We start from the raw sequence: 24,688 nt of genomic DNA on the forward strand, positions 1-24,688 counted from the left end.
TCTGTTTTAACGCAAAAAGAAAAGACCTTTCTAACGATTTTATTCCATCGCTAAAAAGGTCTTTTCTTTTTTGGCTAAAAACTTAGCACTCTTCTGGCTTACCAGCATTCGATGCTGTACGGAAAGATGATCCACATCCGCATGATGCGATTGCGTTTGGATTGTCGATTGTGAATCCGCCGCCAAGCATAGATTGTTTATAGTCAATTTTTACTCCTTTAACAATTGGAGCACTTTCTGTATCGATAACAAATTCAACACCGAAAAACTCAAGAACTGTGTCGTCTTCTTTTGGTTCTACTTCAAATCCTAAGCCGTAAGAAAGACCGCTACATCCGCCGCCGTGTACAGCAAGGCGCACATACTTCTCTCCATCTTCAGCATCTTTTAACATATCTTTAATTTGAAAAGCTGCTTGTTCTGTTACTTCAATCATGAAATACACCTTCCTTTCTGTTCTTAGTCCATTATACATCTTTACGCTTCTATCTTGTACTCATACACTCCGCGGCAAATTACTTCCGCAGGTCCTTTCATCAACACGTTTCCTTCTTCAGTCCACGCAATCATTAAATCGCCGCCAGCTAAATGGACTGTAATTTCCTTACCACGTTCCATCTTTCCATTTAAAATAGCAGCTACAACTGCAGCGCACGCTCCTGTTCCGCAAGCTTGCGTTACACCAGATCCACGTTCCCAAACGCGGAAGTTCATCTCGTCATCATTCAAAATTTCGATAAACTCAACATTTACTCGCTCTGGGAACATTTCATGTGTCTCGAGAACTGGTCCAAGTGTTGTAAGAGGTGCTTTTTCTACATCATCAACAAAAATAACCGCATGCGGATTTCCCATTGAAACAGCTGTAAATGCATAACGATGATTATTGTATAAGAAGTTTTCACGGATAAATGGTGTTTCACCTTCACCAAGCATCGGTATTTCTGCACGTGTTAGACGCGGTGCTCCCATATCGATTTTTGCTAATGTCACGACACCAGCTTCTACTGTTACTTCAGCCGTTACAATACCAGCTAACGTTTCAATTGTGAAAACTGTTTCTTCTACTAGTTTATGCTCATACGCATATTTCGCTACGCAGCGTAAACCGTTACCACAGCTCTTTCCTTCAGAACCATCATTATTAAACATACGCATCTTCACCGGAGCTACGTCTGAAGGGCAAATTAAAATCATCCCGTCTGCTCCAATACCAGTATTAATATTTGAAACCTTTTCGGCCACAAGGGCTAAATCTTCTTCAGGAATTTGCTCTTCAAACATATTTACATATATATAACTATTGCCAAGACCATGCATTTTTGTAAAAGAAAATTGGCTCATTTATATTCACTCCAAAAATAATTTGTTATGTTAAGTATAAAATGCATGCTTTTAGAACACAATATGAATGTCCCCCGTTTCTCATATTTGACAACGTTTGGCGATGAGCCACTCTTACACAATTTGTGTAAGAAAAAAGCCCTTCTAAAAAGGGCCTTTTTTTATTTATCCTACTATTTTCGATTGGGGAAGACTAATACTCAGTATTAGTCTTCCCCACGAAATAAAGTTTTATCTAATGAAAAAGGTGCTGCTAATTCGCAACACCTTAAAACATTGGATTTTCATCCAAATACTCATATACATTATTAACAAGCTCTTCTACTGTTGCACCTTGTACAACTTCACCATTTACAAGTGCAAATGGTCCTTCAAAACAAATGCCACAATATCCTAAACAACCATACTCCATTACATCTAAATTCGGATCTTTTTCTAATTTTTCTAGAGCTGCTTGTGAACCACTTGCAAGGTTACCTACACAAAATTCAATTAATGGTTTAATCAAAATTCTCCCCCCTGTACTACAAAACAAATTACCTTTTCACTTTATCTATAAGAAGAAAACTAAGCTGTTTCTTGTTGTTTTCGTTACACAGTCTAAACTATTTAGTTACTTCATTACTTCACTTCAAAGTAGATGATTTCTTCTATATAACATGCTACTTACAATGAAAGAGTAACTTAAAAAGAAAAACAGTTTACTTTTCTTCTTATTGTACAACAGAGTATTCATTCATGCATTGTTATTTGTTCACAAATTCGATATAATTTGATTGAGTAAAGTCAAAATATTTTATTAATATAAAATTTTATGATTAGGGGATATTTCAACAGAAAAGGGGTAATCCATCATGAAACACCTCGTAATACTAGGTGGCGGCTACGGTGGAATGAGAATTCTGCAAAGGCTACTTCCAAGCAACCAACTTCCAGATGATGTACAAGTGACATTAATCGACAAAGTACCATATCATTGTTTCAAAACTGAATATTATGCATTAGTTGCGGGTACTATTTCAGAAACGCATATTCGTATACCGTTTCCTGAACACCCACGCCTCAATATTCAATACGGCACAGTAACAAATATTGACCTCGAAGAAAAAGCTGTTCATCTTGATGGCGGCGAAGCGATCCAATATGATGATTTAATTATCGGACTTGGCTGTGAAGATAAATATCATAACGTTCCTGGAGCTAGAGAATATACACATAGTCTACAATCAATTGAACAAACACGTAAGACATATGAACAATTAAATAGTCTAGAACCAAATGCAACAGTAGCTGTCGTTGGTGCTGGCTTAAGTGGCGTTGAAGTAGCAAGTGAACTTCGTGAAAGCCGTTCTGATTTAAAAATCTATTTATTTGATCGAAAAGATAGAATTTTATTCCCATATCCAGAGAAATTAAGTAGATACGTAGAAGAATGGTTTGTAAAGCATAAAGTTAACATTATACGAAACTCTAACATTACAAAAGTAGAACCAAATATTGTCTACAACCACGATGAACCACTTGAATGTGATGCAATCGTCTGGACAGCTGGTATTCAAGCAAATGAAGTTGTTCGAAACCTTCCAGTTGAACAAGATGGTAGCGGACGGGTTGTCTTAACTAAATATCATAATATTCCAAATAACGATCATGTTTACGTTGTAGGAGATTGCGCAGCACTTCCACATGCACCATCTGCCCAACTGGCTGAAGGTCAAGGAGAACAAATTGTCCAAATATTATTAAAACGTTGGAATAATGAACCACTCCCGGATGAACTACCTGTTATTAAATTAAAAGGTGTTCTAGGATCTCTTGGTAAGAAGCACGGCTTTGGTTTACTAGCAAACCAACCATTAATGGGACGTGTACCGAGATTATTAAAATCTGGTCTTCTTTGGATGTACAAATATCATAAAGGTTAATACTTTACAGGCTGTCTACTATGTAGGCAGCCTCTTTGCATCAGTTTTTAAAAATTATCAGACACATCTTTCTCAATATTTATAATGATTTATTTTTCATTTTCATATTAAAAAATATTGATAAACATTGTATGCTATTTGTAAGTTGTTTTATTATTTCCTTTAAGACCGAATTCATTCGGTCTTATTTTTTATGTGATAAATACTTTTGTAGGAGGCATTACATTCCACTTATGAACTTATCGAAACTAAACAATCGAATAGAAGCGAAAAAGAAAGAGTTAATCTATCTCGTTGAACGATACGGATTCACTCATGATAAAGTGATTTCTTTCAGCCAAGAATTAGATCGTTTACTTAACTTATTAATAAAACTCAAGACGAAGAAAAAACGTTGTTCGTTATAACCATTTTCCCCTCTTTTTTTGATACGATATAACTAGAATCAGAAAGGAGCGATTTATGTTTATATTAAAAGACGTTATATATAAAGATATACTACACATTCCTTATTTACAGATTCAAAAAGAAAAGATTACTTGTATTATCGGTGAAAGCGGAAGCGGAAAAAGCACATTACTTCGCATGTTAAACGATTTACAATCCCCAACATCCGGTACAATTGAATATAACGGAAAGTTAATTTCTGAATATCACCCTATTCAATTACGTCGTGACGTAGTTATGCTTGGGCAAACTCCACCTATTTTTGATGGAACCGTTAAAGACAACCTATTAATGGGACTTCGTCTTTCTGAAAAACCATTTCCAAATGATGATGCCCTGCGGAGTGCATTACAAACCGTTAGCTTAGACAAGCAATTAGAAGATAGCACCTCCTCATTATCCGGCGGTGAAAAACAAAGACTTGCCTTTGCACGTATCGTACTTATGGATCCGCCTGTCTATTTATTAGATGAACCCACTTCAGCATTAGACAGTGATACAGAACGCCGCGTTATGAAACAATTTACTGAACTAGCACGAAAAAAGAAAAAAACAGTTATCTTCATCACACACTCGCAACAACTTCCAAAAGAAATTGCAGACGATATTATTGAAATTAGCAAAACAAAGGGTGCAACTAGAAAGGAAGTGCTCTCAGTTGAAGGGCATTATTGAACTCCAAATTTGGCAACTTGCAGCTGCCTATATTTTCATTCTTATTTTAATTGGACTTGTAAAATTAAAAGGAATACCTCGCGAAAAACAAATCGCGCTCGCAACATTCCGTATGACGATTCAGCTCGTACTTGTTGCATATGTCCTTACATACGTATTTGAAAACAGTAATCCATTTTATACAATCGCTCTCATCACTTCTATTACTACCTTTGCAATTTTTAATATTTATAAACGGGTTAACATCCCAATGTCTAAAGAATTAAAACGAGTAGCCGCCCTTTCCATGGTCGCCGGATCAATTGGGCCACTTCTACTATTTATCTTTGTTATTATCGGTCATGACCCTTGGTATGCTCCGCAATATATCGTCCCTATTACAGGAATGTTAGTTGGGAATGCCATGACTGGTGTTTCTCTTGGTGCAAATACGTTCTTAAACAATATGAAATCGCAAAGAGGTCAAATTGAAGGTGCACTTATGCTCGGCGCAACACCGAAAGAAGCTGCTGCTCCGCTCATTCGAGACGCTTTTGACTCTGCTATTTTACCAACAATTAATTCTATGGTCGGAATGGGAATTATAAGCTTACCAGGCATGATGACTGGTCAAATATTATCCGGTGTATCACCATTCACAGCCATTCAATATCAAATCGCTATCATACTCGGTATTTCTGGAAGTACTGCCTTTGCTGTCATTATCTTTTTACAGCTTGGATATAAAACGTTCTTTAATAAGCGATGTCAATTGAAAGAAATTGACTATGGTGCGAGGTAAATAGTGCGTAGTTCACGGTGAATGAAATTATATTAACGATTTTTTCAATATATCTATCATAACTCAGAATATATCAACGATTTTGTACGAAATATCGACTTACCGACAAAAAGTGACATAATAAAAAGAGGAGGCTATTCGCCTCCTCTTCTATTTACTTATGCCTTCTTAACGAACTGTGATTTTAACTTCATAGCTCCGAAACCGTCGATTTTGCAATCGATATCGTGATCGCCATCAACTAGACGGATACTCTTTACTTTCGTACCGATCTTCACAACTGAAGAAGTTCCTTTTACTTTTAAATCTTTAATAACAGTAACAGCGTCGCCATCTTGAAGAACGTTTCCGTTCGCATCTTTTACAACTTTTGCACCATCATTATTTTCAGCTTCTGCTTCTTGGCCCCACTCATGAGCACATTCTGGACATACGAAAAGAACGCCATCCTCATACGTATATTCTGAATTACATTTTGGACAATTTGGTAAAGTAGCCATAAATTTATTTCCTCCGTTCATTATTTATACGTAAAAATCAAAATTGATGTTTACATCTCGATAAATAAAATTTGTATAGCATTTCTTTATAGTGCCATAGTCTCACGTTATTGACAACCCTACCTCAAATTCTCATTTTTTATTGTATTTTACAAAATTTCAATTCGTATGCCGTTTTTCTATTTGCTCTTCCACTAATTTTAAAAATCTTCGTTGTGCATTTTTATTTTTTTACGAGCAATCAAACCCTTAGTGAACTTTGTAGTTCGTAATAAATAACTTTCGATACTTCTCGTCTTCATATGTCATTCGAAACCATTCATACTGCTGCAAGTAACGTATGTTAACATCAACCTTTTTCGTGTGTAAACCCGTACTTAAACTAATAGATCCTATTAGAGCTTCTATTAATGCTGAAATCATTTCTCTCCCCCTAATAAACAAAAGAAGAACCTTCGCAAGATTCTTCTTTTCAAAATGAACGAGTTCCCTCTAGAACCCCCAATTATTTTCTTCAATGTAAATTTGATATTCTTCTAATTCTTCTTCACTTAACTTCTTATTATTTTCATATATCTCTTGCCACTCGAAATAATCTTCATCGAAATAAACAGCAAATTTAATTTTCACGTTTTTCTTCTCTGTATAATCATAACCAGTAAACTCTACTACGTCATAATCTTTTTCTTTCTTAACAAACTTCCAAGTTGGATTATCAGTCATAATCTCTAAAGTAACCCCTTCACCGCTTGAACGAACAACGTTTTTAATATTCGGTTCAGTTGGTAAAAAGGACAGCCCGAACGCAGCTAACCCAAACACAATCCCGACTATAACCTGTAAACCAATCATACCAGCAATACTTACGCCACCCTTTGATTGTAAGAAATACGCCTTCTCATGATCAGACGAATCTTCTCCCTTACGAAAAACACGAACAGCATGCTTGTAATATAAACGGTTTCCTTACCATCCAGTAAATATCATCATTCCTAATTGAAGAGCTAAATTAAATGTTACATAAATCCCATCTGGAATATCTATAAAAGGGGGTATAACTATACTAGGTATAGCCAATAACGCAAATATAATAAATAACTTATACATTTTTCGATAAGCTAACCAAAAAGTTGGGAAGAAAAAGGCTACCCAATTCCATGTATTCCCTTGCGCTGGATTTTCTACTTTACCCCACTTAAAGTCATAATAAGCTGTATTCTTTTGAACAACTTTATGTAATTCTTGTGGAGAAATCGTTTCTTGTAAAACAGTGTCCTTCACGTACATCATCCTTTTCTTATTTCTATATACATTTATTGTATATGCACAAAATGAAGGAATCTAACAAAAAGTACACATATTTCATAAAAATGAACGGAAATCGAATATATTCCGACAATTATCCGTTTCTTATTTCATTTTACTTTTAAATATATTAGAATACTTATGAATGATATATTTAATACACTAAGTTAAGCATTTTACATATTTGATAATAAAAATGTTTCACATGAAACTATCTATATTTTGTATTACCTTGCCTCTACACAATGTGTGTAAAGCCTTTTCTACCTACTACACAATACGAAAGACGCCCTTTTCAAAAAGGCGTCTTTTTATAGTTGAAAATTTACTAATAAATAAAACGAATTATTTAATAAATGAATCCCAATTGGAACGAGTAAATTCTTCGTTTTCTTATATGTGTATGCTAAACATATGCCCATACCAAAAATATATAAAATACTCCCTACTGTAAGGGGGTGCCCTAAAGTAAATATGAAAGCACTTATAGCAGCACTACTAAGTGTAGAGAAGCGCTGAGATAATTTCATAAAAAACATACCTCGAAATACAATTTCCTCCCAAATAGGCGCAAAAGTTGTGAGCACAACTACGTATAGAATGATTTCACTTGTAGTAGGTTCTATTACTATATTAGATTCATCCACACCAAGCCCATGTGGTAAAACTACATTTAATACCGCAAGATACATAAGCATTACAATCGTTGTTATTACTATCGTTACATAATGTTTAAAATTATTGAACTGTATTGATTTTACTAACTGTACACAGTGATTTCTTGCTGGTGAATATATAAAAATAATAGTAAGAAATGTTAAAGGTGGAATAAGATGATCTACATACCATGGGTATAAGGAAGAATCATATAAAAGGTTCAAAAAACCAATTCCATGCATGACCCCAAAAATAATTAATAGAATGCTAATTACTTGGCGCATACTCATTTGTTCATTCTTTTCTTCATATGTAGCTAATTCTATATTCATCCTATCCCCTCCAGTATAATTAAATTTTTTAAACCATTATATACCAAATTTAACATAAAAAAAGACAATACAACCCACTGTATTGTCCATTTTCTTCCCTACCATTTCTCTCTACACATCTCAATTAAATGCAGTAAGTACCTCTTCGTCATATCTGCCCTTCCCCACCTTGAGAGCATTCGCTTTTCTTTTGGACTCTGTCGTATTCTCGCTACTTCTTTTAATAAAATCTCCCATTCTTCCGCTGAACGTTCTGACAAGTATTGCAATCCTCTATCTTTTGAAACGATTGTTTTATGATCCAGTGTATATAAAATACGTCCCATCGTAACGACAGCTGATTCTACCCACTCTTCTATAAAAAATAAATATGGCTTCTTCGCCTTTTCACTCCAGTACTGTTCTACGTTATATTTCATCGTATTTACTACATCATTCCATTGTATTTGCAGTGGAAGATCTTCTGCTTCTTTTCCGGTAACTGTAATGCCTTGATTTTTCAACGTCCACCATGTGACCGCATTAATGTCCCAATGACCAACATTAGCTTTACCATCTGCACAATACACATACTCGTTCATTTCATCATTGTATTTCCCTAAGTCAGCAAGCGAAATATACATACCGTCCATTCTTTTACCTAGCGTATTATCACTAAGTTTCTTATGTAGTTCCACAAGCTGCTGTTTTTCAGCTTCATTCACGGAATCATTTATCACTGTAACAAAATCAACATCGCTCGTTTCCTTATGAAATGCACCTAGTGCGATGGATCCGTAAATATATACCCCGACTATTTTTTCATCCAAAAAAATTTCTTTTAATTCTACTGTGTACCGCTCCATTAACTGTTGTACTTCCGTTGGTAACGCATGCTTCACTCCATTTTTCATATCTATCCCTCCAATAAAAAAAGCCTTTGCAAATTCGCAAAGACTTCTTGTTTTATAAATATTTCTCGATTTCTTCGTAAACATCCTTCAAACGAGGATTTCCTTCTCCAACAATTTCTCCATTTACAAGAACGACCGGATAAAATAAATCTTCTTCCACTACGCGCTCTGCGAATGCTTTTTTATCCGCATCTTCTTGTTCTTCCTGGAAATCAATATACTCGAAATTAAATTTATCTTCTTGTCCTTCATATTTACGACCAATTGCCGCTTGTAACCATTCAAACGTTTCTGTTGAAGATGGCATTCCAACGCAGCTCGCACAAATTACTTTCGTTCCATACACTTGAACATTAACCATTTCTTCTCCTCCACTTCTTGTCCCAACAGTATATTCAGATGTCTTATTACATAAGCACATCATTTTACAAACTTATTCCATACCCCTATACTGAAAAAACACGATACAAAATTTCGACAATAAAACAAGAAGAGAAAAAATAGATTTTCCCCTCTATCTTGATTATAATAAAACTGATGAAAGGAGTCGATAAAAATGGAAAACCCACATATGGAAGAACAAGTATTAGAAGTATTAGATAAATTACGTCCATTCTTACTTCGCGATGGCGGAGACGTTGAATTAGTAGACATTGAAGAAGGTATCGTAAAACTACGCCTTATGGGTGCATGCGGAAGCTGCCCAAGTTCTACAATCACACTAAAAGCTGGTATCGAGCGCGCGTTACTTGAAGAAGTACCAGGCGTTATCGAAGTAGAGCAAGTATTTTAATTAAAAGCGGAAGCGGCTCGTTCAGAGTCACTTGCTAAAAGGAGACCAAATTTGGTCTCCTTTTTTTATTCAAATCACATTTATCCGTTAACATCATAAAACAAAATTGGAAATCCCTCTCAAAAAATGCGATAATTAATACTATATAGTGAATCGTTCACACATATAAAGTAAAAAACATAGGGGGACGACAGATGCCAAAAATGGGGAACACTTTTTTAACAATTCAAGAACTAGAAAAGAAAAAAGAGTATTTATTAGGCCTTTCATCCGCTATACCAACGTGGAATACAAGCTATCAATTTTTATTTAAAGAAATCCAGCAAGAATTATTGGGTAAAGTAAATGAAAAGCTCGAAAGGCATCAATTCGTTTTAAATATATGTACAGATCAGCAGGTAGGGGCATAATGTATTACATAAAATTGTGGTATATAAAAAAGAGACCTCACTCGGTCTCTTTTTTATATTTTTAAGATAACCAATCTAATTTTCTAATCCCAAGCTTATCTACTGGTAAACGAAGTGAGCCATAAAAATGCTTCATAAATTGCTCTGAGCGGTTCACATCGTGTAAAATGGCTTCTAAGCGATCTCTATATATGCTTTTTTGTTCTTCGTTTCCAGTTTGGTAATATCGTTCGACCGTTTCAAAATAATGAAGCGGGAACAGGAGCCTTGCAAATAATAAGCGCCAGCCAAATGAGGATAGCGAATAATTCCGTTCATAATCTGTAACAAATTGAACGATTGTTTGCTCCCAGTCTTTCTTTTTTTCTATCGTCATATGGCGGATCCATTCTGCAATATCTCGACTCGGGTGATCATATACCCAATCAAAAGGGAGTTTGAGCCGCTTCGTTTGATGCCATAATAAAGGTGTGAATCGTTCTTGGCAAATTGTTGCTGCATCCGTTAGTTGCGGCGTATCATCCATTTCTGTATCGACAACATATTGAATTGCATTTTCTGCAACTCCTAAGTAATACGGGAAGGATTCAATAAACAATTGATCGAATACATCTGAAGGGTGGTTCATCACTTGTGATTGCCAAAACTTTTCTAATTGATCGAGCCTTTTTTCCCATAACGCTTTCCATTCACCAATTCGGCTTAATTGCTCAATTTCTTCTGGAAAGAATGCACCTCGTTTATGGAATATAGAAAGCTCACTTCCTAATGACATAGCATGTCGTTCTAACGTGCGCATACCTTTTAATAAGCAGTAATTTTGTTCTTCTATCTCACTTACATAGTAGCCGTGTATAGTCGGAACGAAAGTCGCTACAGTTATATCCCCTTGCTGGTTCATATAATCACTGAGCTTTTTCATCTCTACAAGTACTTCTTCCTCCATTTCTCCAATTGGAAAAAGTACATAAATTTTGTTGCGAATCCAAAAGCTTTTATAGGGGCCAAGGGGGATTAATTCTTTAACATGCATGTGATAATGCTCATAAATATGCTGAATCATCGCAGTCGCCACCTATGGTTTTTCTTTATATATATGAGCTTGTGCTCGCCTTTCATTCCTATGCACATGATAAAGCAACGAAACGTATACAAATACTAAAAAGAAAAAAAGGTGATAAACATGAAAGAATCAAATCAACTACAAGAAAGAGCATTAAAACTATTACAAGAACGCGGTGTAACAATTGACGATATTGCTGAACTTGTTCATTTTCTTCAAAAAAAATATCATCCAAATTTAGAGGTGTCAGAATGCCGTTACAATGTAGAACGTGTACTATCAAAACGTGAAGTACAAAACGCACTGATTACTGGTATCGAGCTTGATGTCCTTGCTGAAAAGGGAATGCTAAGTGAACCGTTACAAGATATTGTAAAACGTGACGAAGGCTTATATGGAATTGATGAAGTTATCGCACTTTCTATCGTGAATGTGTACGGCTCTATCGGTTTCACGAACTTTGGATATATTGATAAATTAAAACCTGGTATTTTAGAATACTTAAATGATAAATCAACTGGAAAGGTGCATACATTCCTTGATGATATCGTTGGCGGAATCGCTGCCGCTGCTTCAAGCCGTTTAGCGCACCGAGCTGAGCACTCAGAATAATAATGTTTTCTAGGCCGTCAGGTTCATGCTGACGGTCTTTCATATTCCATCAGCATAAATTCTCTTCCGCGACTCAAAAAAATAGGCCCTTGCTTAAATCCGATATTTTTATATAACGTAATCGCTCTTGTATTAAATGTCGCTACGCTTAATCGAAACATTTTTGCATTAAACTCTTTCGTGGCAAACGCTATTCCAGCTTGAAAGAATTCTTTCCCCATTCCTTTCCCAGTTAACGCTGGCTTCATGCCAAGTCCGATATCAATCACATCTTCTCCACCATATAAATGAGCATCTCTTCCACCTGGTACTTGTGCATTTGCTCCAAAACAAAAATAACCGATGAAGTCTCCTTGATCATCACAACAGCCATAATACGTTCCATCTAATAGCTCTTCCATTACTTCTTTCTCGCCTGAAAAACTATATAAATTATATGGTTCCTCGTACGTCCAAGTATTTATCTCATTTGCTTCTTCCTCTGTTAATTTATGTATATCCACTTTCTCTTTCCCCCTATTATATTTCTATTAACAATATTCGATATTCATCTTATAATTCATCTTTCTCAATATATTTTTTTAATTTCTCGCTTCATTTTTATGGAAGATTTTTCTTATTATGTTACGATTAAACATAATCATTATAAATAAGGTGGTGACAATTTGAATTACTTTTCTTATCTCTCCTCGGAAGAACGGCAAAATTTTTTCTATAAAGAACCTCTTGGTTTTTCAAAAAATATAGAGAAAGAACAACTAGCTTACGCACTAGGTGCCACACTATATACTCCTGGCACGAAAGAAACGATTGCGGAAGATATAATTAGAAGGAAACATGTGGATGCTATCTCAATTATTCTTTGTCTAGAGGACGCTATCAGCGATGAGGAAGTAAAACTTGCAGAGCAAAACATCGTCGTTCAAATACAGCAAATCGCTAACTTGGTCAGTGCCAACATACTAAATCAAGCAGACATCCCACTTCTTTTTATTAGAGTTCGACAGCCAAGTCAAATGAAGAAGATTGTTACTGAATTAGGTAGTGCTGTTCATTGTTTATGTGGTTTTGTCTTTCCAAAATTCACACCGATTAACGGAAAGACTTATATCGATCAGCTTGCATATATAAACGAGTTATACTCATTATCGCTATATGGCATGCCGATTTTAGAATCACCCGAAATTATGTATAAGGAAACACGGGCAGAATCATTATTACAAATAAAGGATTTACTAGATTCTTATCACGATTACATCTTAAATGTACGTATTGGTGCTACTGATTTTTCAAGTATATTTAGTATTCGGCGCAATAAATACACACCTATCTATCATATTACTGTTGTCCGTGATTGTATTTCAGACATTATTAACGTTTTTTCAAGGGCAACAAATGAATATATTATTTCAGGATGTGTATGGGAATATTTTTCTAATGATCATGAAGAAGGGCTTATTCAAGAGGTATCACTTGACCATGCAAATGGCTTAATCGGAAAGACAGTTATTCACCCATCTCATATTAAAGTTGTACAGGCAATGCACATTGTCACAATGGAAGATTATTTAGATGCGAGATTAATTTTACAAAATGCAGATACGTATAATGGAGTGCTAAAAAGCAGTTTTTCTAACAAAATGAATGAAGTAAAACCTCATTATGGCTGGGCTCGCAAAACCATTTTAAAATCTAATATTTACGGGGTGCTACATGAAAACAAACAATTCACCGATCTCCTTATTACAAACGCAAAGCAACACGTATAACGTTTTAAATAATATACAAGTTCATGTAGAAGTACGTGATAATCCATATAATTTAGAACTAGACAATCTTTTTCAAATGGCTGCGAGAATAAATAAGAAACGCAGTTTTTTATTTGTGAGTACAATCCTTGGAAAGCATCTTCCTATTAAACCTACAGTCTCTCTATCAAGTGGAGTTGCTCTCGCTGCAAGATATATGGAAATACTACATAATATTTCTCATCCATTTCAAAAAGAAATTTTAAATCTCATTTCATTAGAAATTGATGAAATCCCAGAGGAAGTATTTCGTTATCAATATCCTCTGCAACAAGAAGTTTTGTTCATCGGATTCGCTGAAACAGCGACATCACTTGGTCATTCTATGTTTCAATGCTTTCAAAATGCAAAGTATGTACATACAACTAGGGAATCGATACCCCACCTAGAATCTGTCATTACATTTGAGGAAGAACATTCTCATGCAACATCACACCGTTGTTATGTAGATGAAAGCTTTTTTCAAAACAACAATCCAATTGTTCTCGTAGATGATGAGATGACAACAGGAAAAACAGCATTAAATATTATTAGATCTATTCAAAATAAATTCCCACGAGAAGAATATATAATTGCTTCTTTATTAGACTGGCGTTCTCATACTAATAGAAAACAATTTAAACAATTAGAAGAAGAACTTCAAATTAAGGTTCATGTTATTTCTTTATTAGAAGGCAGTATTCATACAACTGGCCAACCATTAAATATTGCAAAAACAAAGATTCAAATTGAAGAAACAAAACCTGATTTCAAAAAACATACCCTTACCTGCCCAAAATCACCCTATACATCAAATTATATAAAATATACTGGGCGATTTGGCATTTCAGCATATGAACAAAAGCACATTCATTCTTTCGCCCAAGAAGCAGGAAAAACTTTAAAAAGAGAAAGAATTGGAAAACGAACACTCTGTCTCGGAACGGGTGAATTTATGTATATTCCAATGAAAATTGCTGCTGAAATGGGTGAAAATATTTTATATCAATCTACAACAAGAAGCCCTATCCATCCTGTTTCAAATGATGTGAACTACGCCATTCATAATCATTTCTCATATCCAAGTCCTGAAGATTCTACTATTACAAATTACTTTTATAATATTTCACCTCATGATTACGATGAAGTATTTGTTTTCATTGAGCGTAATTTAGGGGAAGAAGCCCTATCTCCTCTTCTACAGCAGTTACAAACAGTTATTCCTTTTATTCATATCGTCTCATTTTCAAATAGCATAGAAAAGGAAGGTTGATAATTATGGTAAAAGTAAATTCTCATATTAGTAGTTACAATCCAAATGATGCTATTTTTCTATTAAAAGATATTAGTGATTTAATGAAAGAAAGTTCCACGGAAACTAGAGAACAAGCAATTCAAGCTGGCACACATTATTCCGAAATGTTACCAATGGAATATAAACCATCTAAAGCATATATGGATTTATTCTTTTCTTCCCTGCAACAATACAAACACAAACTAGCCATCGCTGTTGGAGTTGTCGCCGAACAGATTATACAAGCTAAAGGAACTCACCTTGTCCTCGTTTCATTAGCTCGTGCTGGTACACCTATTGGCATTCTTATCAAACGCTACATACGCTATCAATACAACCTTGATGTACCTCACTATTGTATTTCTATTGTTCGCGGACGCGGTATTGATGAAAATGCACTCCATTATATTTTGGAACATCACCCTAAAGAAACAATTCAATTCATTGATGGGTGGACTGGGAAAGGTGCAATAAAAAAAGAATTAGAATATGCAGTACACACATTTAACGAACGAAATAATACACACATTTCTCATTGTATGGCTGTGCTTGCTGATCCCGGTTACTGTACTTCAATTTACGGTACACGTGAAGATTTTCTTATTCCTAGCGCTTGCTTAAATGCAACAGTCTCTGGACTCATTAGCCGCACTGTACTAAATGACACCTATATCGGTCCAAATGATTTTCATGGTGTTAAATATTATAAAGAGCTAGAACAAGAAGACTTATCAAATTTATTCATTGATGAGGTAACAGATTTATTCCCTTCTGTTCATTCTCATATAGATAATCAATTACGTTATATTACTTCAACTTACACTAATCCCTCTTGGCAAGGATTAAAAGATATACAGTCTATCCAAAATCACTTTGAAATTGACGATATTAACTTAATTAAACCAGGAGTCGGTGAAACAACTCGCGTATTACTCCGGAGAATACCGTGGAAAATTTTAATACGCAAGCAAAACAATCCCGATTTAAAGCATATTTTACTTCTCGCTAAAGAAAAGAATGTCCCTATTGAAATCTATGAAAATATGGCTTATTCATGTTGTGGGCTCATTAAGCCTCTTAAGAGGGAAACGATATGATTTTCGCCAGTGATCTTGATCAGACGCTTATTTATTCCCGGAAATCGTTTCGTGCCCCTATAGAAGATGAATCAATTCAACTCATTGAAACTTTAGATGGGAAAGAAATTTCTTTCATATCACATAAAACCATTTCACTACTAAAAAAATTACAACTGCACTCACATTTCATCCCAGTTACAACAAGAACTATTGAGCAGTTTCAGCGGATTGCTTTATTCCAAGACGAAATCATTCCCGAATACGCCATTACAAGTAATGGCGGTAATATCCTTCATAACGGGAAACAAGATGGTACTTGGAACAGGACAGTAAAAGAAAGACTATCGGCTGAATGTATAGAGAGAAATGACATACTAAAGGAACTTGGACAAATAGCTCATAAAGATTGGGTTATATCACAAAAAACAGCCGATGATCTATTCCATTATTGCATTATTAAACGGGAGAACATTCCTTATGATGAATTATCATCTTTCACTTCCTGGTTAGACAAACAAGGCTGGAATCATTCACTTCAAGGTAGAAAGCTATACTTTGTACCAAAACCAATTAACAAATGGGACGCCGTGCAATATATAAAAGAAATTTTGCAAATAGATACGATTATTACAGCTGGGGATTCTTTACTTGATTTATGCATGCTTGAAAAGGCGAACCATGCCTTCGCACCACTTCATGGTGAGTTAGGGGCAATGCATGATAACTTACAACCCCATATTTTAAAAACAGACGCAATTGGCATATATGCCGCAGAAGAAATCGTAAATAAATCACTTCAAATTATTCACAGTTCATTACCTACCCCATGATCATAATATGCACAATTGCATACGCACCACAATTAAACAAGTGGTACAATTTATTTGAATCGCTGTTGCTACACTTCTTGATTAAAGAAAAGGCGTTAACACGGAAATTAGCGTCTTATCAACCTCAAGCAATTGGCACATTTTGTCATCTTAAAAGACACTCCAAGAGTGTCTTTTTTTCTATATCTCACAAGGACTTACTCATTTCAAAGTATGCATACATAAAATAATGTAAATATTACACGCATGCATCACTTTCTAAAAGTTATAAAGTAGATTCAAAATAAAAAAGCACTCTTAACTAGAGTGCTTTTTACTTTCAAACAAGGAGGCTACATATATGGATAGTACTCTCGTATTTAACTTCGGCATTGGTATTGTCATTATTTTATTTGTCTTTTTTGTACTTTGTATGAGCGGGGTATAAAAAGGCGATTTTCGGGCGTCTTTTTATACATACATATGTATTACTTGACTTCTATAAAGGTAGTAACCATAATAGTTACATATATACAAATAACTATTCACATATCCACAAATAGGAGGAAGAAAAATGAAACATGTAATCGTTTATGCACACCCGAATACAGAAAGCTTCAACCATGCGATTTTAGAAACGGTAAAAAGTGAATTAGAAGGAAAAGGTCACGAAGTACGCGTTCGCGATCTATACGAATTAAACTTTAATCCAGTATTAGGCGCTTCCGATTTCATCTCATTTTCTCAAGGAAATACACCAGAAGATATTAAAAAAGAACAAGAACATATCTCTTGGGCTGACAGCATTACATTCATTTATCCAGTTTGGTGGGCGGGGCTTCCTGCTATTTTAAAAGGATACGTTGACCGTGTGTTTAGCCATGGATTTGCTTATGCTTACGGTGAAAACGGCATTGAAAAGTTATTAAGCGGTAAAAAAGGATTGTTATTATCTACAATGGGCAATACGAAAGAAGCATACACAGCAGGCGGCATGTTTGATGCAATGAAGAAAACAGCGGATGTTGGTATTTTTGAATTTACAGGCATTGAAACAATTGAGCATACATTCTATACAAGTGTTCCTTCTGTGGATGACAGTGTGCGTAAACAATATCTTGAAGAGGTTAAAGACGTTGTGAATCGTGCGTTCTAATAAAAAACTCCGGTTGTTAAAACCGGAGTTTTTTTATTTCATCATTAATTTCGGAATATATCTTTGAAGAATGCTTTCTAATTCATTCATATCTTCCTGTCTAATAAGTAAGTTCACATTGTCATTCATTTTTTCTCGCCCGCGATATAAAAATATATTTTCTTTTGGATTTTCCCATGTTGATGTTTTATAGCCTTTCAATTCTTCATATGAATAAAAGTTTAATCCATCTATTACACCTTTTTCATATATTTGTACACTTTTAATAAGGTGTATAGCTATTAAAGTCATAAAACAACTTGCTACAGCATAAATACCTAGCTGAATAAAAAACTGTTCAACTGTATCAATATCGCCACTTACGTACTGAGCATATATATACATACATTGTCCAATGAAATATGCTGGTCCAAGTAATGCAATCCAACGTCTTCTCACCCGAGGATACATTGCAATAAGTTTTCCTGCGCTTTTTTTCATTTCATTTATTTTATATATTTTCCATAGAACAAAGAACAAAACACATAATGTAAAAACAAGCATAATACATGACATCCAGTACATTCTTATCCCTCCCTTATATCAATACATTTAAATTTTACATTCTATATACCTATAGTACATATGCAATTATGCATAAAAAAACAGGTAACCTCTTCGGTTACCTGCATTTCATTACATCTTCTCAATCCACTCCGTCAAGTTATGCACAACTTGCGTTGGTTGTACTTCGTATTCTGTTAACTTCTCCACAGTTGTGACTCCAGTGTGGACAAGAAGGGTATGCATGCCAGCATTTATTCCTGCTAAAATGTCTGTATCGTAGTTATCCCCAACCATTAATGCTTCATTTTTTTCTATGCCAAGTACTTTTAAAGCTTGTTCCATAATGATTGATTCTGGTTTTCCGATAAAGATTGGATCCACACCTGTTGATACTGCTACAACTGATGTTAATGAGCCGTTACCTGGTAATAATCCGCGCTCAGTCGGAATGGCAATGTCTCCATTTGTGGAAATAAACGTTGCGCCGTTACGCACAGCAAGACATGCTTTTGCTAACTTTTCATATGTGATGTCACGATCTAAACCAACAACAACGAAATCAGGATTTTCATCCACAAGTTCAAATCCTTTTTCCACAAGTGCATCGTGTAAGCCTTCTTCACCAATCATATATACAGTTGCGTCTTGTTTACGTTCATAAATGAAGTTCGCAGTCGCCATACTCGTTGTGAATACTTGCTCTGCTTTCGCTGGAATATCGAAACGAACAAGTTTTTCTGCCACTTGTTCTGGTTTACGCGTTGAGTTATTCGTAACGAATAAATAAGGAATGCCGCGCTCTCCTAATGCTTTTACGAAGTCGCTCGCTTCTTCAATTTGTTCTTCTCCGCGATACATCGTACCGTCTAAGTCAATTAAGTAACCTTTATACATCGATTATGTCTCTCCTTCTATGCTAACGTTCTCACCTTATCATACCACTCTTATATTACCCGCTTTTTCCAAAGAAAAAAACGCTTTACCTAAAAGCGCCCCATAACGTTCATTTTTTCTCTTTTACTTGGTAAGAACAACTACAATCGCCCTCACACATGTTTGCTAACGTCTTTACATCTGCCCCTGCAAATAAACGCTTATACATTTCTTTTTCATCTTCGCATACTTGTGGGAATCTCTCTGCAATTTCTTTTAACGGACAGTTTTGTTTTTCAATTACGAAAGATTTCTCTCCATCTCTCTTTATTTGAACCATATAACCATTTTTCTCTTGCATAGCTGCTATCTCTTGCACTTTATATGCTAAATTCTTTTGATTACTCACTCTCTTTTGTAACTGTTCTTCCATTCGCTTCGTTCTCTCTTTTAAAATGTAACGAAGTATTTTTTCATCACCCATTCGAGCTAAATCTTCTAGCATATCAATCGCAAATTGCTTATACTCTTTCGGGAATGTATCTTCTCCCTTTTCACTTAATCCATACAAATAAGTTGGTCTTCCGACATGTTGCCTTACCATCTTAGAATAAATGAGTCCGTCTTTCTCAAGATTACTTAAATGTCTTCTGATTGCCATTTCTGTAATCTCTAAAACGTCAGCTAATTCAGCTACTGTGTGCTCTCCCTTTACTTTCAACAATTGTACGATCTCGTCTTTCGTAGTACGTGCTTCCCCCATACTTCACCCTTCTCCCTTTTCTTTCTCACATACAATATAAGATCCCCAAAAGGCATTCTCTGGGGATCTTATAAGCATAATTATTCTGGTACAAATGCAGATACAGGTCCTAATTCCTTTTCTAAATAACTGCGAATATTTGCTGGGTATTTTTCTACCACTGCAATATGTTTTTGAATCGTCTTATATAATTCATCATGATTCATTTGAATATAGTCTTGCGTAAGCATTTTTCGAAGAAGGATAATTTCTTTCATCCCTTGTCCATCTTCTTCACTTATCACTCGCTCGTCCATTAAAATATCAATAATATCTTCATAGCTTCCTGGATCGCGCATAATAAATCCATCAATCATCGCATTCCCGGCATCTAATACACAATCAATAATAAGATGGGCTATGCGCTCTAATGCGTAAAATTCAAACTCGGTTTCATATATCTTTTTCTCTTGAAATGTACTTGTTGCTCGTTCTAAACATACTAGCATTTGTTCTATTTTCTTTCTGTCTACAAAATACATGAATGTCACCTACCTGGAAATTAAAGCATTTACATTTTAATTGTAACGCTTTCTTCTGAAAAAATCGACAATTTTTCGAATTCACCTTTTCTCCGTTATTTGTTATAGTTATATTTGTATGATTTTTGAAATTGGAGGAATGGAATCTTGGAACGTGAACTCGCACTAGAAATTGTCCGTGTAACAGAAGCAGCAGCCTTAGCATCCGCACAGTGGATGGGCCGCGGAAAGAAAAATGAAGCAGATGATGCAGCAACTACAGCAATGCGTGATATGTTCGATTCAGTAAACATGGCAGGTACAGTTGTAATTGGTGAAGGAGAACTTGATGAAGCACCGATGTTGTATATTGGTGAAGAACTAGGAACAGGTAACGGTCCAGAAGTAGACATCGCCGTTGATCCATTAGAAGGTACAAACATCGTTGCAAAAGGTCTTGCAAATGCAATGGCAGTTATTGCAATCGCAGACAAAGGGAACCTTCTTCATGCTCCTGATATGTACATGGAAAAAATCGCGGTTGGTCCAAAAGCAGCTGGTAAAATTAGCTTAGATGATCCAATTGAAAAAACAATTGAAATTGTAGCAGAAGCTAACAATAAAAAGATTCGCGATCTAACAGTTATCGTTCAAGAACGTGAACGTCATCAAGATATTATTGACCGTGTTCGTGCAAAAGGTGCACGCGTAAAATTATTTGGTGACGGTGATGTTGGTGCGTCAATCGCAACAGCACTACCTGGAACGGGTATCGACTTATTCGTAGGTATTGGCGGAGCTCCAGAAGGTGTTATTTCTGCAGCAGCATTAAAGTGCCTTGAAGGTGAAATGCAAGCTCGTTTAGTTCCAATGAACGAAGAAGAAGAAGCTCGTTGTCGTGAAATGGGATTAGAAGATCCTCGTCAACTTCTTATGTTAGATGACTTAGTATCTGGGGATGATGCAATCTTCTCAGCAACTGGTGTATCTGCTGGTGAGTTATTAGACGGTGTTAAATTCCTTGGTGGAGATTTAGCTGAAACATACTCTATCGTAATGCGTTACAAAACAAGAACAGTACGATTCATTAAAACGCATCACCATTTAGATCATAAACCACACTTAAACTTAGATATTTAATAAAGGAGCCATGTGTATGGAAGAACGTTTCTTTCTGTACGACGATACTGTCGCTACAAAAACTCGTTTCGTTAGCTTTATGGGAGAAAATGAGCGTCACGATTTAGCGCTATTATACTCCGATCGTCATTATGGTAAAACAATTGTTCTTGATATGCAACGCAATAAATTTGCAATCATCGGTGCTGACGATTTAAACGAACCAGGCTACTTAGAGCACGCATTTTCTATGACTGAAGAAATTGCAGAAGAATTACGCTCATTTTTATTTGAACTTATATAATTTATCGTATGCACCAGCTATTTTAGCTGGTGTTTTCCATTTCAAGAATTTTGAATTTTCAATCTTCTGTGTTATAATTAAGAATAAATCTATTTGGATAGAAAGGACGTTATCTACGTATGCCAACATTTACTTTGTAATGGACCAGCAATTGGATAGCATTACTCTCAAAAAAGCACCATGCTTTTTCAAGGGAGTAGTCTGCCCATTCCCATTACAAAGGAACGTAACGCATCTGTAGTATGATGTTTACAGAGGTTCCTAAGGGAACCTCCTTTTATTTTTGTCTTTTTCTCATGTCTTCATACTACAAGACATCCAAATAGCTGTATTACGTTTCTTTGCCACTACTATAAGAGGTGAAGAAAAATGCAGAAAGTACAACTTTCTTGGAGTTTATATGAAAATGAGCAAAACACAATCGAAAAGTATTGTAAAAATTGCAGACGCACTACCTTATTTACTGACACGAATATTCGTAGGCATAACGCCAACGGAAAAAACATATACCGCTTTGCCATTTATAAATGTCCGAAAGATCATACGTGGAATCAAAAACTGCGTATTTATAAATCATTTACTGATCACGTTGAAACAGTCGATATGACGCAGCAAGATCAAGCCGAAACAACTACTATTTCTATTATGCAACATAAAGAAAACGGCATAGCTGAAATCACAATCGTATTAGACATCATTTTGGGTTCCCACCGAATAGATAAGGCCTTATCCACATATATTTCCGACTGGAGCCGTACACTCATTGTGGATAAAATTAAAAACGGGGATATTCAATTGAACGGACAACAAATGAAACCAAATACAATACTTTCTGAAGGCGATCATATCTCGATTTGTTTATAAATGAGAATATACAAAAAATCCTCTTACAATCGTAAGAGGATTTTTTTATTTCTTCATTTTTCGTAATACGAAATGTGCGCAACCGAAGTTACAGTACTCGTATAAATACTCCGTTAACGTACTAATTTTCGTATCATATGTCGCACGTTGGTTACTATCATCAAAGAATCCGCGCAATCTAAGTTGCTCATATCCCCAGTCTCCAACGATATAATCATATTTATTTAAAATTTCTGCATAGCGCTCTTTAAATGCTTCTTCACTAAAACCGTCACGAAAGTTTTTAATTACTTCGTACTGCACATTATTAATGCTCACCGTAGCATGAATCTCTTGCTTTTGCTCCATCATTAACTTCCTCTCTAAGCATTCTTCTTTTTATCGTATCACAAAGCATAACAACCAACAATTTCAAATACAAAAAATTGCAAATTAGTACATGCTATGGAGAAGGAGGTGATACATCGTGAAAAAACAAATTTTACTTTCCCTTCTCACTATTTCCTTATTTGCAGGCTGCCAATCAGCGAACAAAGCTGAAATGGAACGTGAAGAAGGAAGCCGTGTTCTTGTTTCCAATAAAAACGACATGTATCATACGGAAAATACAAATACACGGCTCACAAGAGTCGGCTATTCATCTAAACAAAAGCATGAAGTATCTAACAAACAAGTAGGAGCCATTAACCGTGAGAAAGTTGCTGAAATGATTACAAGTATGACAGTCAAACTTCCTGACGTTACAAACGCTGCTACGCTCGTTACCGATGATGAAGTATTTGTTGTATACCGTGCAAACACAACGGATCCAAAACTCGTAGCAGATCAAGTATATAGAGCTGCTTTGTCCATCGTCCCTCGCTATTATAAAGCATATGTATCAACAGACCAAAAGTTGATTTCCCAAATTCAAGGTCTTCAATCTGGCGCATTAAATGATACAGAATATACGCAAAGCCTCGATATACTAAAACGTGAAATGAGTAAAAATCCTCATTTGAACAATACGGGAGATCAGACTTTGAATGATATGATTAAAAAGTAAAACAGGTGGAGAAAATCTCCACCTGTTTTACTTTTTATTTTTTATTACGATCCGCATAAACCTCCATCGCATCACACATAAACTGAGCTAACCCCTCACCAAACTTATCGATATTTTTCATGAAGCGCTCATCAGCGACATACATTTGACCGAGTCCTTTAAAAGCATCTAATGAATATGCACCGAAGTTTTGCAAGTAATCGTACCACACTCCGATTGCTTCTTGTGCCTCTTTAGAATCTGGTGCTCCGTGTCTAAGCGCTGCTAAATTTCTATAAATAGCATTAAACTCCTCTTGGTTCTCTTTTGACATACCTTTTGCATATTCGTTCGCTTTATCTACAGCTGCGTCTCCCCATTTTTCCCGTGCTTCTTCTTCATATGGGTTATGGCTGAAATCGAATCCTTCAAATTTCTCTTTATTCGTCATTTCAATCTCTCCTTTTGTATGCTGAATTGTTTTATCAATCGTCGCAATCACCTTATCTAATCTAGCACGCTTTTCAAGAAGCATTTTCTTATGAAGCTGTAGTGCCTCTTCGCGATCAAATGATGGACTCATGATAATCTCTTTAATTTTTTTCAAAGGGAAGCCAAGCTCTTTAAAAAACAAAATTTGCTGCAATGTCTCTAAATTTTCATTGGAATACAGACGATATCCAGACTCTGTCGTCTCGTCTGGGGTTAACAACCCAATTTCATCGTAATGATGCAGTGTGCGCACACTAATTCCAACTAAATCAGCTACTTCTTTTACTCTCATTGTCATTTGTATCTCCCCCTTAATACATACGATAAAGTATGACGCAACG

31 protein-coding genes and 2 pseudogenes are annotated in these 24,688 nt (G+C 35.5%); 16 read left to right on the plus strand and 17 right to left on the minus strand.

Features of this window, described 5'->3' with window-relative positions; all coding sequences use genetic code 11:
• Window positions 1–82 precede the first annotated feature (82 nt).
• The 3 genes from ACTFRY_RS20085 to ACTFRY_RS20095 all read right to left on the minus strand — a co-directional run bounded on the left by ACTFRY_RS20085 (window position 83) and on the right by ACTFRY_RS20095 (window position 1,852).
• On the minus strand, window positions 83–436 hold the full coding sequence (locus ACTFRY_RS20085) for a HesB/IscA family protein (RefSeq protein ID WP_000573825.1): 354 nt from the start codon (window positions 434–436) through the stop codon (window positions 83–85).
• A 41-nt stretch (window positions 437–477) separates the two neighbouring features.
• A complete protein-coding gene (dapF, locus tag ACTFRY_RS20090; protein WP_000077391.1) occupies window positions 478–1,344 on the minus strand; it encodes a diaminopimelate epimerase in 867 nt (288 codons plus the stop codon).
• 268 nt (window positions 1,345–1,612) lie between these two features.
• Complete coding sequence (locus ACTFRY_RS20095; RefSeq protein ID WP_000595026.1) at window positions 1,613–1,852, minus strand: YuzB family protein; 240 nt, start codon at window positions 1,850–1,852, stop codon at window positions 1,613–1,615.
• Between the two features lie 346 nt (window positions 1,853–2,198).
• On the opposite strand from ACTFRY_RS20095, the gene ACTFRY_RS20100 reads away from it, so the two are divergent.
• The 4 genes from ACTFRY_RS20100 (at window position 2,199) to ACTFRY_RS20115 (ending at window position 5,172) form a co-directional block, all read left to right on the plus strand.
• Complete coding sequence (locus tag ACTFRY_RS20100; RefSeq protein WP_000682077.1) at window positions 2,199–3,269, plus strand: NAD(P)/FAD-dependent oxidoreductase; 1,071 nt, start codon at window positions 2,199–2,201, stop codon at window positions 3,267–3,269.
• 233 nt (window positions 3,270–3,502) lie between these two features.
• Window positions 3,503–3,676, plus strand: coding sequence for an aspartyl-phosphate phosphatase Spo0E family protein (locus ACTFRY_RS20105; protein WP_001054089.1), 174 nt, complete (start codon window positions 3,503–3,505; stop codon window positions 3,674–3,676).
• Window positions 3,677–3,731: 55 nt separating this feature from the next.
• Complete coding sequence (locus ACTFRY_RS20110; RefSeq protein ID WP_098617107.1) at window positions 3,732–4,391, plus strand: ABC transporter ATP-binding protein; 660 nt, start codon at window positions 3,732–3,734, stop codon at window positions 4,389–4,391.
• Window positions 4,375–5,172 carry an ABC transporter permease gene (locus ACTFRY_RS20115; protein ID WP_044794978.1) on the plus strand — a complete coding sequence of 266 codons (798 nt, stop codon included), beginning with the start codon at window positions 4,375–4,377 and terminating at the stop codon, window positions 5,170–5,172. The genes ACTFRY_RS20110 and ACTFRY_RS20115 overlap by 17 nt, the downstream gene beginning before the upstream one ends.
• A 158-nt stretch (window positions 5,173–5,330) precedes the next feature.
• Here the strand turns inward: ACTFRY_RS20115 and phnA are convergent, their stop codons facing one another.
• The 6 genes and pseudogenes from phnA to ACTFRY_RS20145 form a co-directional block, all read right to left on the minus strand.
• Window positions 5,331–5,672: an alkylphosphonate utilization operon protein PhnA gene (phnA, locus tag ACTFRY_RS20120; RefSeq protein ID WP_000212737.1), complete on the minus strand. Its 342-nt coding sequence runs from the start codon at window positions 5,670–5,672 to the stop codon at window positions 5,331–5,333.
• Between the two features lie 159 nt (window positions 5,673–5,831).
• Window positions 5,832–6,095, minus strand: a pseudogene (locus ACTFRY_RS20125) (hypothetical protein).
• Between the two features lie 69 nt (window positions 6,096–6,164).
• Window positions 6,165–6,962 (minus strand): annotated as a pseudogene (locus ACTFRY_RS20130) (DUF2628 domain-containing protein).
• 326 nt (window positions 6,963–7,288) lie between these two features.
• Window positions 7,289–7,966: a CPBP family intramembrane glutamic endopeptidase gene (locus tag ACTFRY_RS20135; RefSeq protein ID WP_098617106.1), complete on the minus strand. Its 678-nt coding sequence runs from the start codon at window positions 7,964–7,966 to the stop codon at window positions 7,289–7,291.
• Between the two features lie 98 nt (window positions 7,967–8,064).
• A complete protein-coding gene (locus tag ACTFRY_RS20140) occupies window positions 8,065–8,859 on the minus strand; it encodes a nucleotidyltransferase domain-containing protein (RefSeq protein WP_136986047.1) in 795 nt (264 codons plus the stop codon).
• 52 nt (window positions 8,860–8,911) lie between these two features.
• Window positions 8,912–9,220 carry a YuzD family protein gene (locus ACTFRY_RS20145; RefSeq protein WP_016118826.1) on the minus strand — a complete coding sequence of 103 codons (309 nt, stop codon included), beginning with the start codon at window positions 9,218–9,220 and terminating at the stop codon, window positions 8,912–8,914.
• A 195-nt stretch (window positions 9,221–9,415) separates the two neighbouring features.
• Here ACTFRY_RS20145 and ACTFRY_RS20150 point away from each other — a divergent pair, with 195 nt between their 5' ends.
• Both ACTFRY_RS20150 and ACTFRY_RS20155 read left to right on the plus strand, forming a co-directional pair.
• On the plus strand, window positions 9,416–9,652 hold the full coding sequence (locus ACTFRY_RS20150; protein WP_000431158.1) for a NifU family protein: 237 nt from the start codon (window positions 9,416–9,418) through the stop codon (window positions 9,650–9,652).
• Between the two features lie 194 nt (window positions 9,653–9,846).
• Entirely contained in the window at window positions 9,847–10,062 is a 216-nt protein-coding gene (locus tag ACTFRY_RS20155) for a hypothetical protein (RefSeq protein ID WP_001125495.1), read from the plus strand.
• 61 nt (window positions 10,063–10,123) lie between these two features.
• On the opposite strand, the gene yutH is transcribed toward ACTFRY_RS20155, so the two are convergent.
• Window positions 10,124–11,125, minus strand: a complete 1,002-nt coding sequence (yutH, locus tag ACTFRY_RS20160; RefSeq protein ID WP_098617104.1) for a spore coat putative kinase YutH — start codon at window positions 11,123–11,125, stop codon at window positions 10,124–10,126.
• A 120-nt stretch (window positions 11,126–11,245) separates the two neighbouring features.
• On the opposite strand from yutH, the gene ACTFRY_RS20165 reads away from it, so the two are divergent.
• Complete coding sequence (locus ACTFRY_RS20165; protein WP_098617103.1) at window positions 11,246–11,737, plus strand: phosphatidylglycerophosphatase A family protein; 492 nt, start codon at window positions 11,246–11,248, stop codon at window positions 11,735–11,737.
• Window positions 11,738–11,760: 23 nt separating this feature from the next.
• Here ACTFRY_RS20165 and ACTFRY_RS20170 read toward each other — a convergent pair whose 3' ends face one another.
• The gene (locus tag ACTFRY_RS20170; RefSeq protein WP_000351145.1) at window positions 11,761–12,240 is read right to left on the minus strand and encodes a GNAT family N-acetyltransferase; all 480 of its coding nucleotides are present in this window, start codon (window positions 12,238–12,240) and stop codon (window positions 11,761–11,763) included.
• Between the two features lie 162 nt (window positions 12,241–12,402).
• Between ACTFRY_RS20170 and ACTFRY_RS20175 the strand changes: the two genes are divergently transcribed.
• The 5 genes from ACTFRY_RS20175 (at window position 12,403) to ACTFRY_RS20195 (ending at window position 17,862) form a co-directional block, all read left to right on the plus strand.
• Window positions 12,403–13,506 (plus strand): HpcH/HpaI aldolase/citrate lyase family protein, encoded by a 1,104-nt coding sequence (locus ACTFRY_RS20175; RefSeq protein ID WP_098617102.1) that lies wholly within the window; start codon window positions 12,403–12,405, stop codon window positions 13,504–13,506.
• Window positions 13,451–14,797 carry a phosphoribosyltransferase family protein gene (locus ACTFRY_RS20180; RefSeq protein WP_098617101.1) on the plus strand — a complete coding sequence of 449 codons (1,347 nt, stop codon included), beginning with the start codon at window positions 13,451–13,453 and terminating at the stop codon, window positions 14,795–14,797. The genes ACTFRY_RS20175 and ACTFRY_RS20180 overlap by 56 nt, the downstream gene beginning before the upstream one ends.
• 5 nt (window positions 14,798–14,802) lie before the next feature.
• Window positions 14,803–15,915 carry a cysteine protease StiP family protein gene (locus ACTFRY_RS20185; RefSeq protein ID WP_098617100.1) on the plus strand — a complete coding sequence of 371 codons (1,113 nt, stop codon included), beginning with the start codon at window positions 14,803–14,805 and terminating at the stop codon, window positions 15,913–15,915.
• Window positions 15,912–16,727: an HAD family hydrolase gene (locus ACTFRY_RS20190; protein WP_141541505.1), complete on the plus strand. Its 816-nt coding sequence runs from the start codon at window positions 15,912–15,914 to the stop codon at window positions 16,725–16,727. Before ACTFRY_RS20185 ends, ACTFRY_RS20190 begins: the two co-directional genes overlap by 4 nt.
• Window positions 16,728–17,280: 553 nt before the next feature.
• Window positions 17,281–17,862 carry an NAD(P)H-dependent oxidoreductase gene (locus ACTFRY_RS20195; RefSeq protein ID WP_098617099.1) on the plus strand — a complete coding sequence of 194 codons (582 nt, stop codon included), beginning with the start codon at window positions 17,281–17,283 and terminating at the stop codon, window positions 17,860–17,862.
• Between the two features lie 33 nt (window positions 17,863–17,895).
• On the opposite strand, the gene ACTFRY_RS20200 is transcribed toward ACTFRY_RS20195, so the two are convergent.
• The 4 genes from ACTFRY_RS20200 to ACTFRY_RS20215 all read right to left on the minus strand — a co-directional run bounded on the left by ACTFRY_RS20200 (window position 17,896) and on the right by ACTFRY_RS20215 (window position 20,565).
• The gene (locus tag ACTFRY_RS20200) at window positions 17,896–18,426 is read right to left on the minus strand and encodes a hypothetical protein (protein ID WP_061663188.1); all 531 of its coding nucleotides are present in this window, start codon (window positions 18,424–18,426) and stop codon (window positions 17,896–17,898) included.
• A 111-nt stretch (window positions 18,427–18,537) separates the two neighbouring features.
• Window positions 18,538–19,302, minus strand: coding sequence for a TIGR01457 family HAD-type hydrolase (locus ACTFRY_RS20205; RefSeq protein ID WP_000276467.1), 765 nt, complete (start codon window positions 19,300–19,302; stop codon window positions 18,538–18,540).
• A 109-nt stretch (window positions 19,303–19,411) separates the two neighbouring features.
• Complete coding sequence (locus ACTFRY_RS20210; RefSeq protein WP_098617098.1) at window positions 19,412–20,044, minus strand: helix-turn-helix transcriptional regulator; 633 nt, start codon at window positions 20,042–20,044, stop codon at window positions 19,412–19,414.
• A gap of 80 nt (window positions 20,045–20,124) precedes the next feature.
• Window positions 20,125–20,565 (minus strand): DUF86 domain-containing protein, encoded by a 441-nt coding sequence (locus ACTFRY_RS20215; protein WP_000273999.1) that lies wholly within the window; start codon window positions 20,563–20,565, stop codon window positions 20,125–20,127.
• Between the two features lie 147 nt (window positions 20,566–20,712).
• On the opposite strand from ACTFRY_RS20215, the gene glpX reads away from it, so the two are divergent.
• The 3 genes from glpX (at window position 20,713) to ACTFRY_RS20230 (ending at window position 22,831) form a co-directional block, all read left to right on the plus strand.
• A complete protein-coding gene (glpX, locus tag ACTFRY_RS20220) occupies window positions 20,713–21,684 on the plus strand; it encodes a class II fructose-bisphosphatase (protein ID WP_000439090.1) in 972 nt (323 codons plus the stop codon).
• 16 nt (window positions 21,685–21,700) lie between these two features.
• Window positions 21,701–21,967 (plus strand): DUF3055 domain-containing protein, encoded by a 267-nt coding sequence (locus tag ACTFRY_RS20225; RefSeq protein WP_000392606.1) that lies wholly within the window; start codon window positions 21,701–21,703, stop codon window positions 21,965–21,967.
• 369 nt (window positions 21,968–22,336) lie between these two features.
• Complete coding sequence (locus ACTFRY_RS20230) at window positions 22,337–22,831, plus strand: cytoplasmic protein (protein ID WP_098617097.1); 495 nt, start codon at window positions 22,337–22,339, stop codon at window positions 22,829–22,831.
• Window positions 22,832–22,876: 45 nt separating this feature from the next.
• On the opposite strand, the gene ACTFRY_RS20235 is transcribed toward ACTFRY_RS20230, so the two are convergent.
• On the minus strand, window positions 22,877–23,179 hold the full coding sequence (locus ACTFRY_RS20235; RefSeq protein ID WP_000435942.1) for a YutD family protein: 303 nt from the start codon (window positions 23,177–23,179) through the stop codon (window positions 22,877–22,879).
• 118 nt (window positions 23,180–23,297) lie between these two features.
• Here ACTFRY_RS20235 and ACTFRY_RS20240 point away from each other — a divergent pair, with 118 nt between their 5' ends.
• Window positions 23,298–23,876 (plus strand): YhcN/YlaJ family sporulation lipoprotein, encoded by a 579-nt coding sequence (locus ACTFRY_RS20240; protein WP_098617096.1) that lies wholly within the window; start codon window positions 23,298–23,300, stop codon window positions 23,874–23,876.
• 34 nt (window positions 23,877–23,910) lie between these two features.
• Here the strand turns inward: ACTFRY_RS20240 and ACTFRY_RS20245 are convergent, their stop codons facing one another.
• Window positions 23,911–24,645, minus strand: a complete 735-nt coding sequence (locus ACTFRY_RS20245; protein ID WP_000178773.1) for a MerR family transcriptional regulator — start codon at window positions 24,643–24,645, stop codon at window positions 23,911–23,913.
• Window positions 24,646–24,688: the final 43 nt, after the last annotated feature.

The organism is Bacillus cereus group sp. MYBK195-1, assembly GCF_051916605.1.
Classification (GTDB): domain Bacteria; phylum Bacillota; class Bacilli; order Bacillales; family Bacillaceae_G; genus Bacillus_A; species Bacillus_A cereus.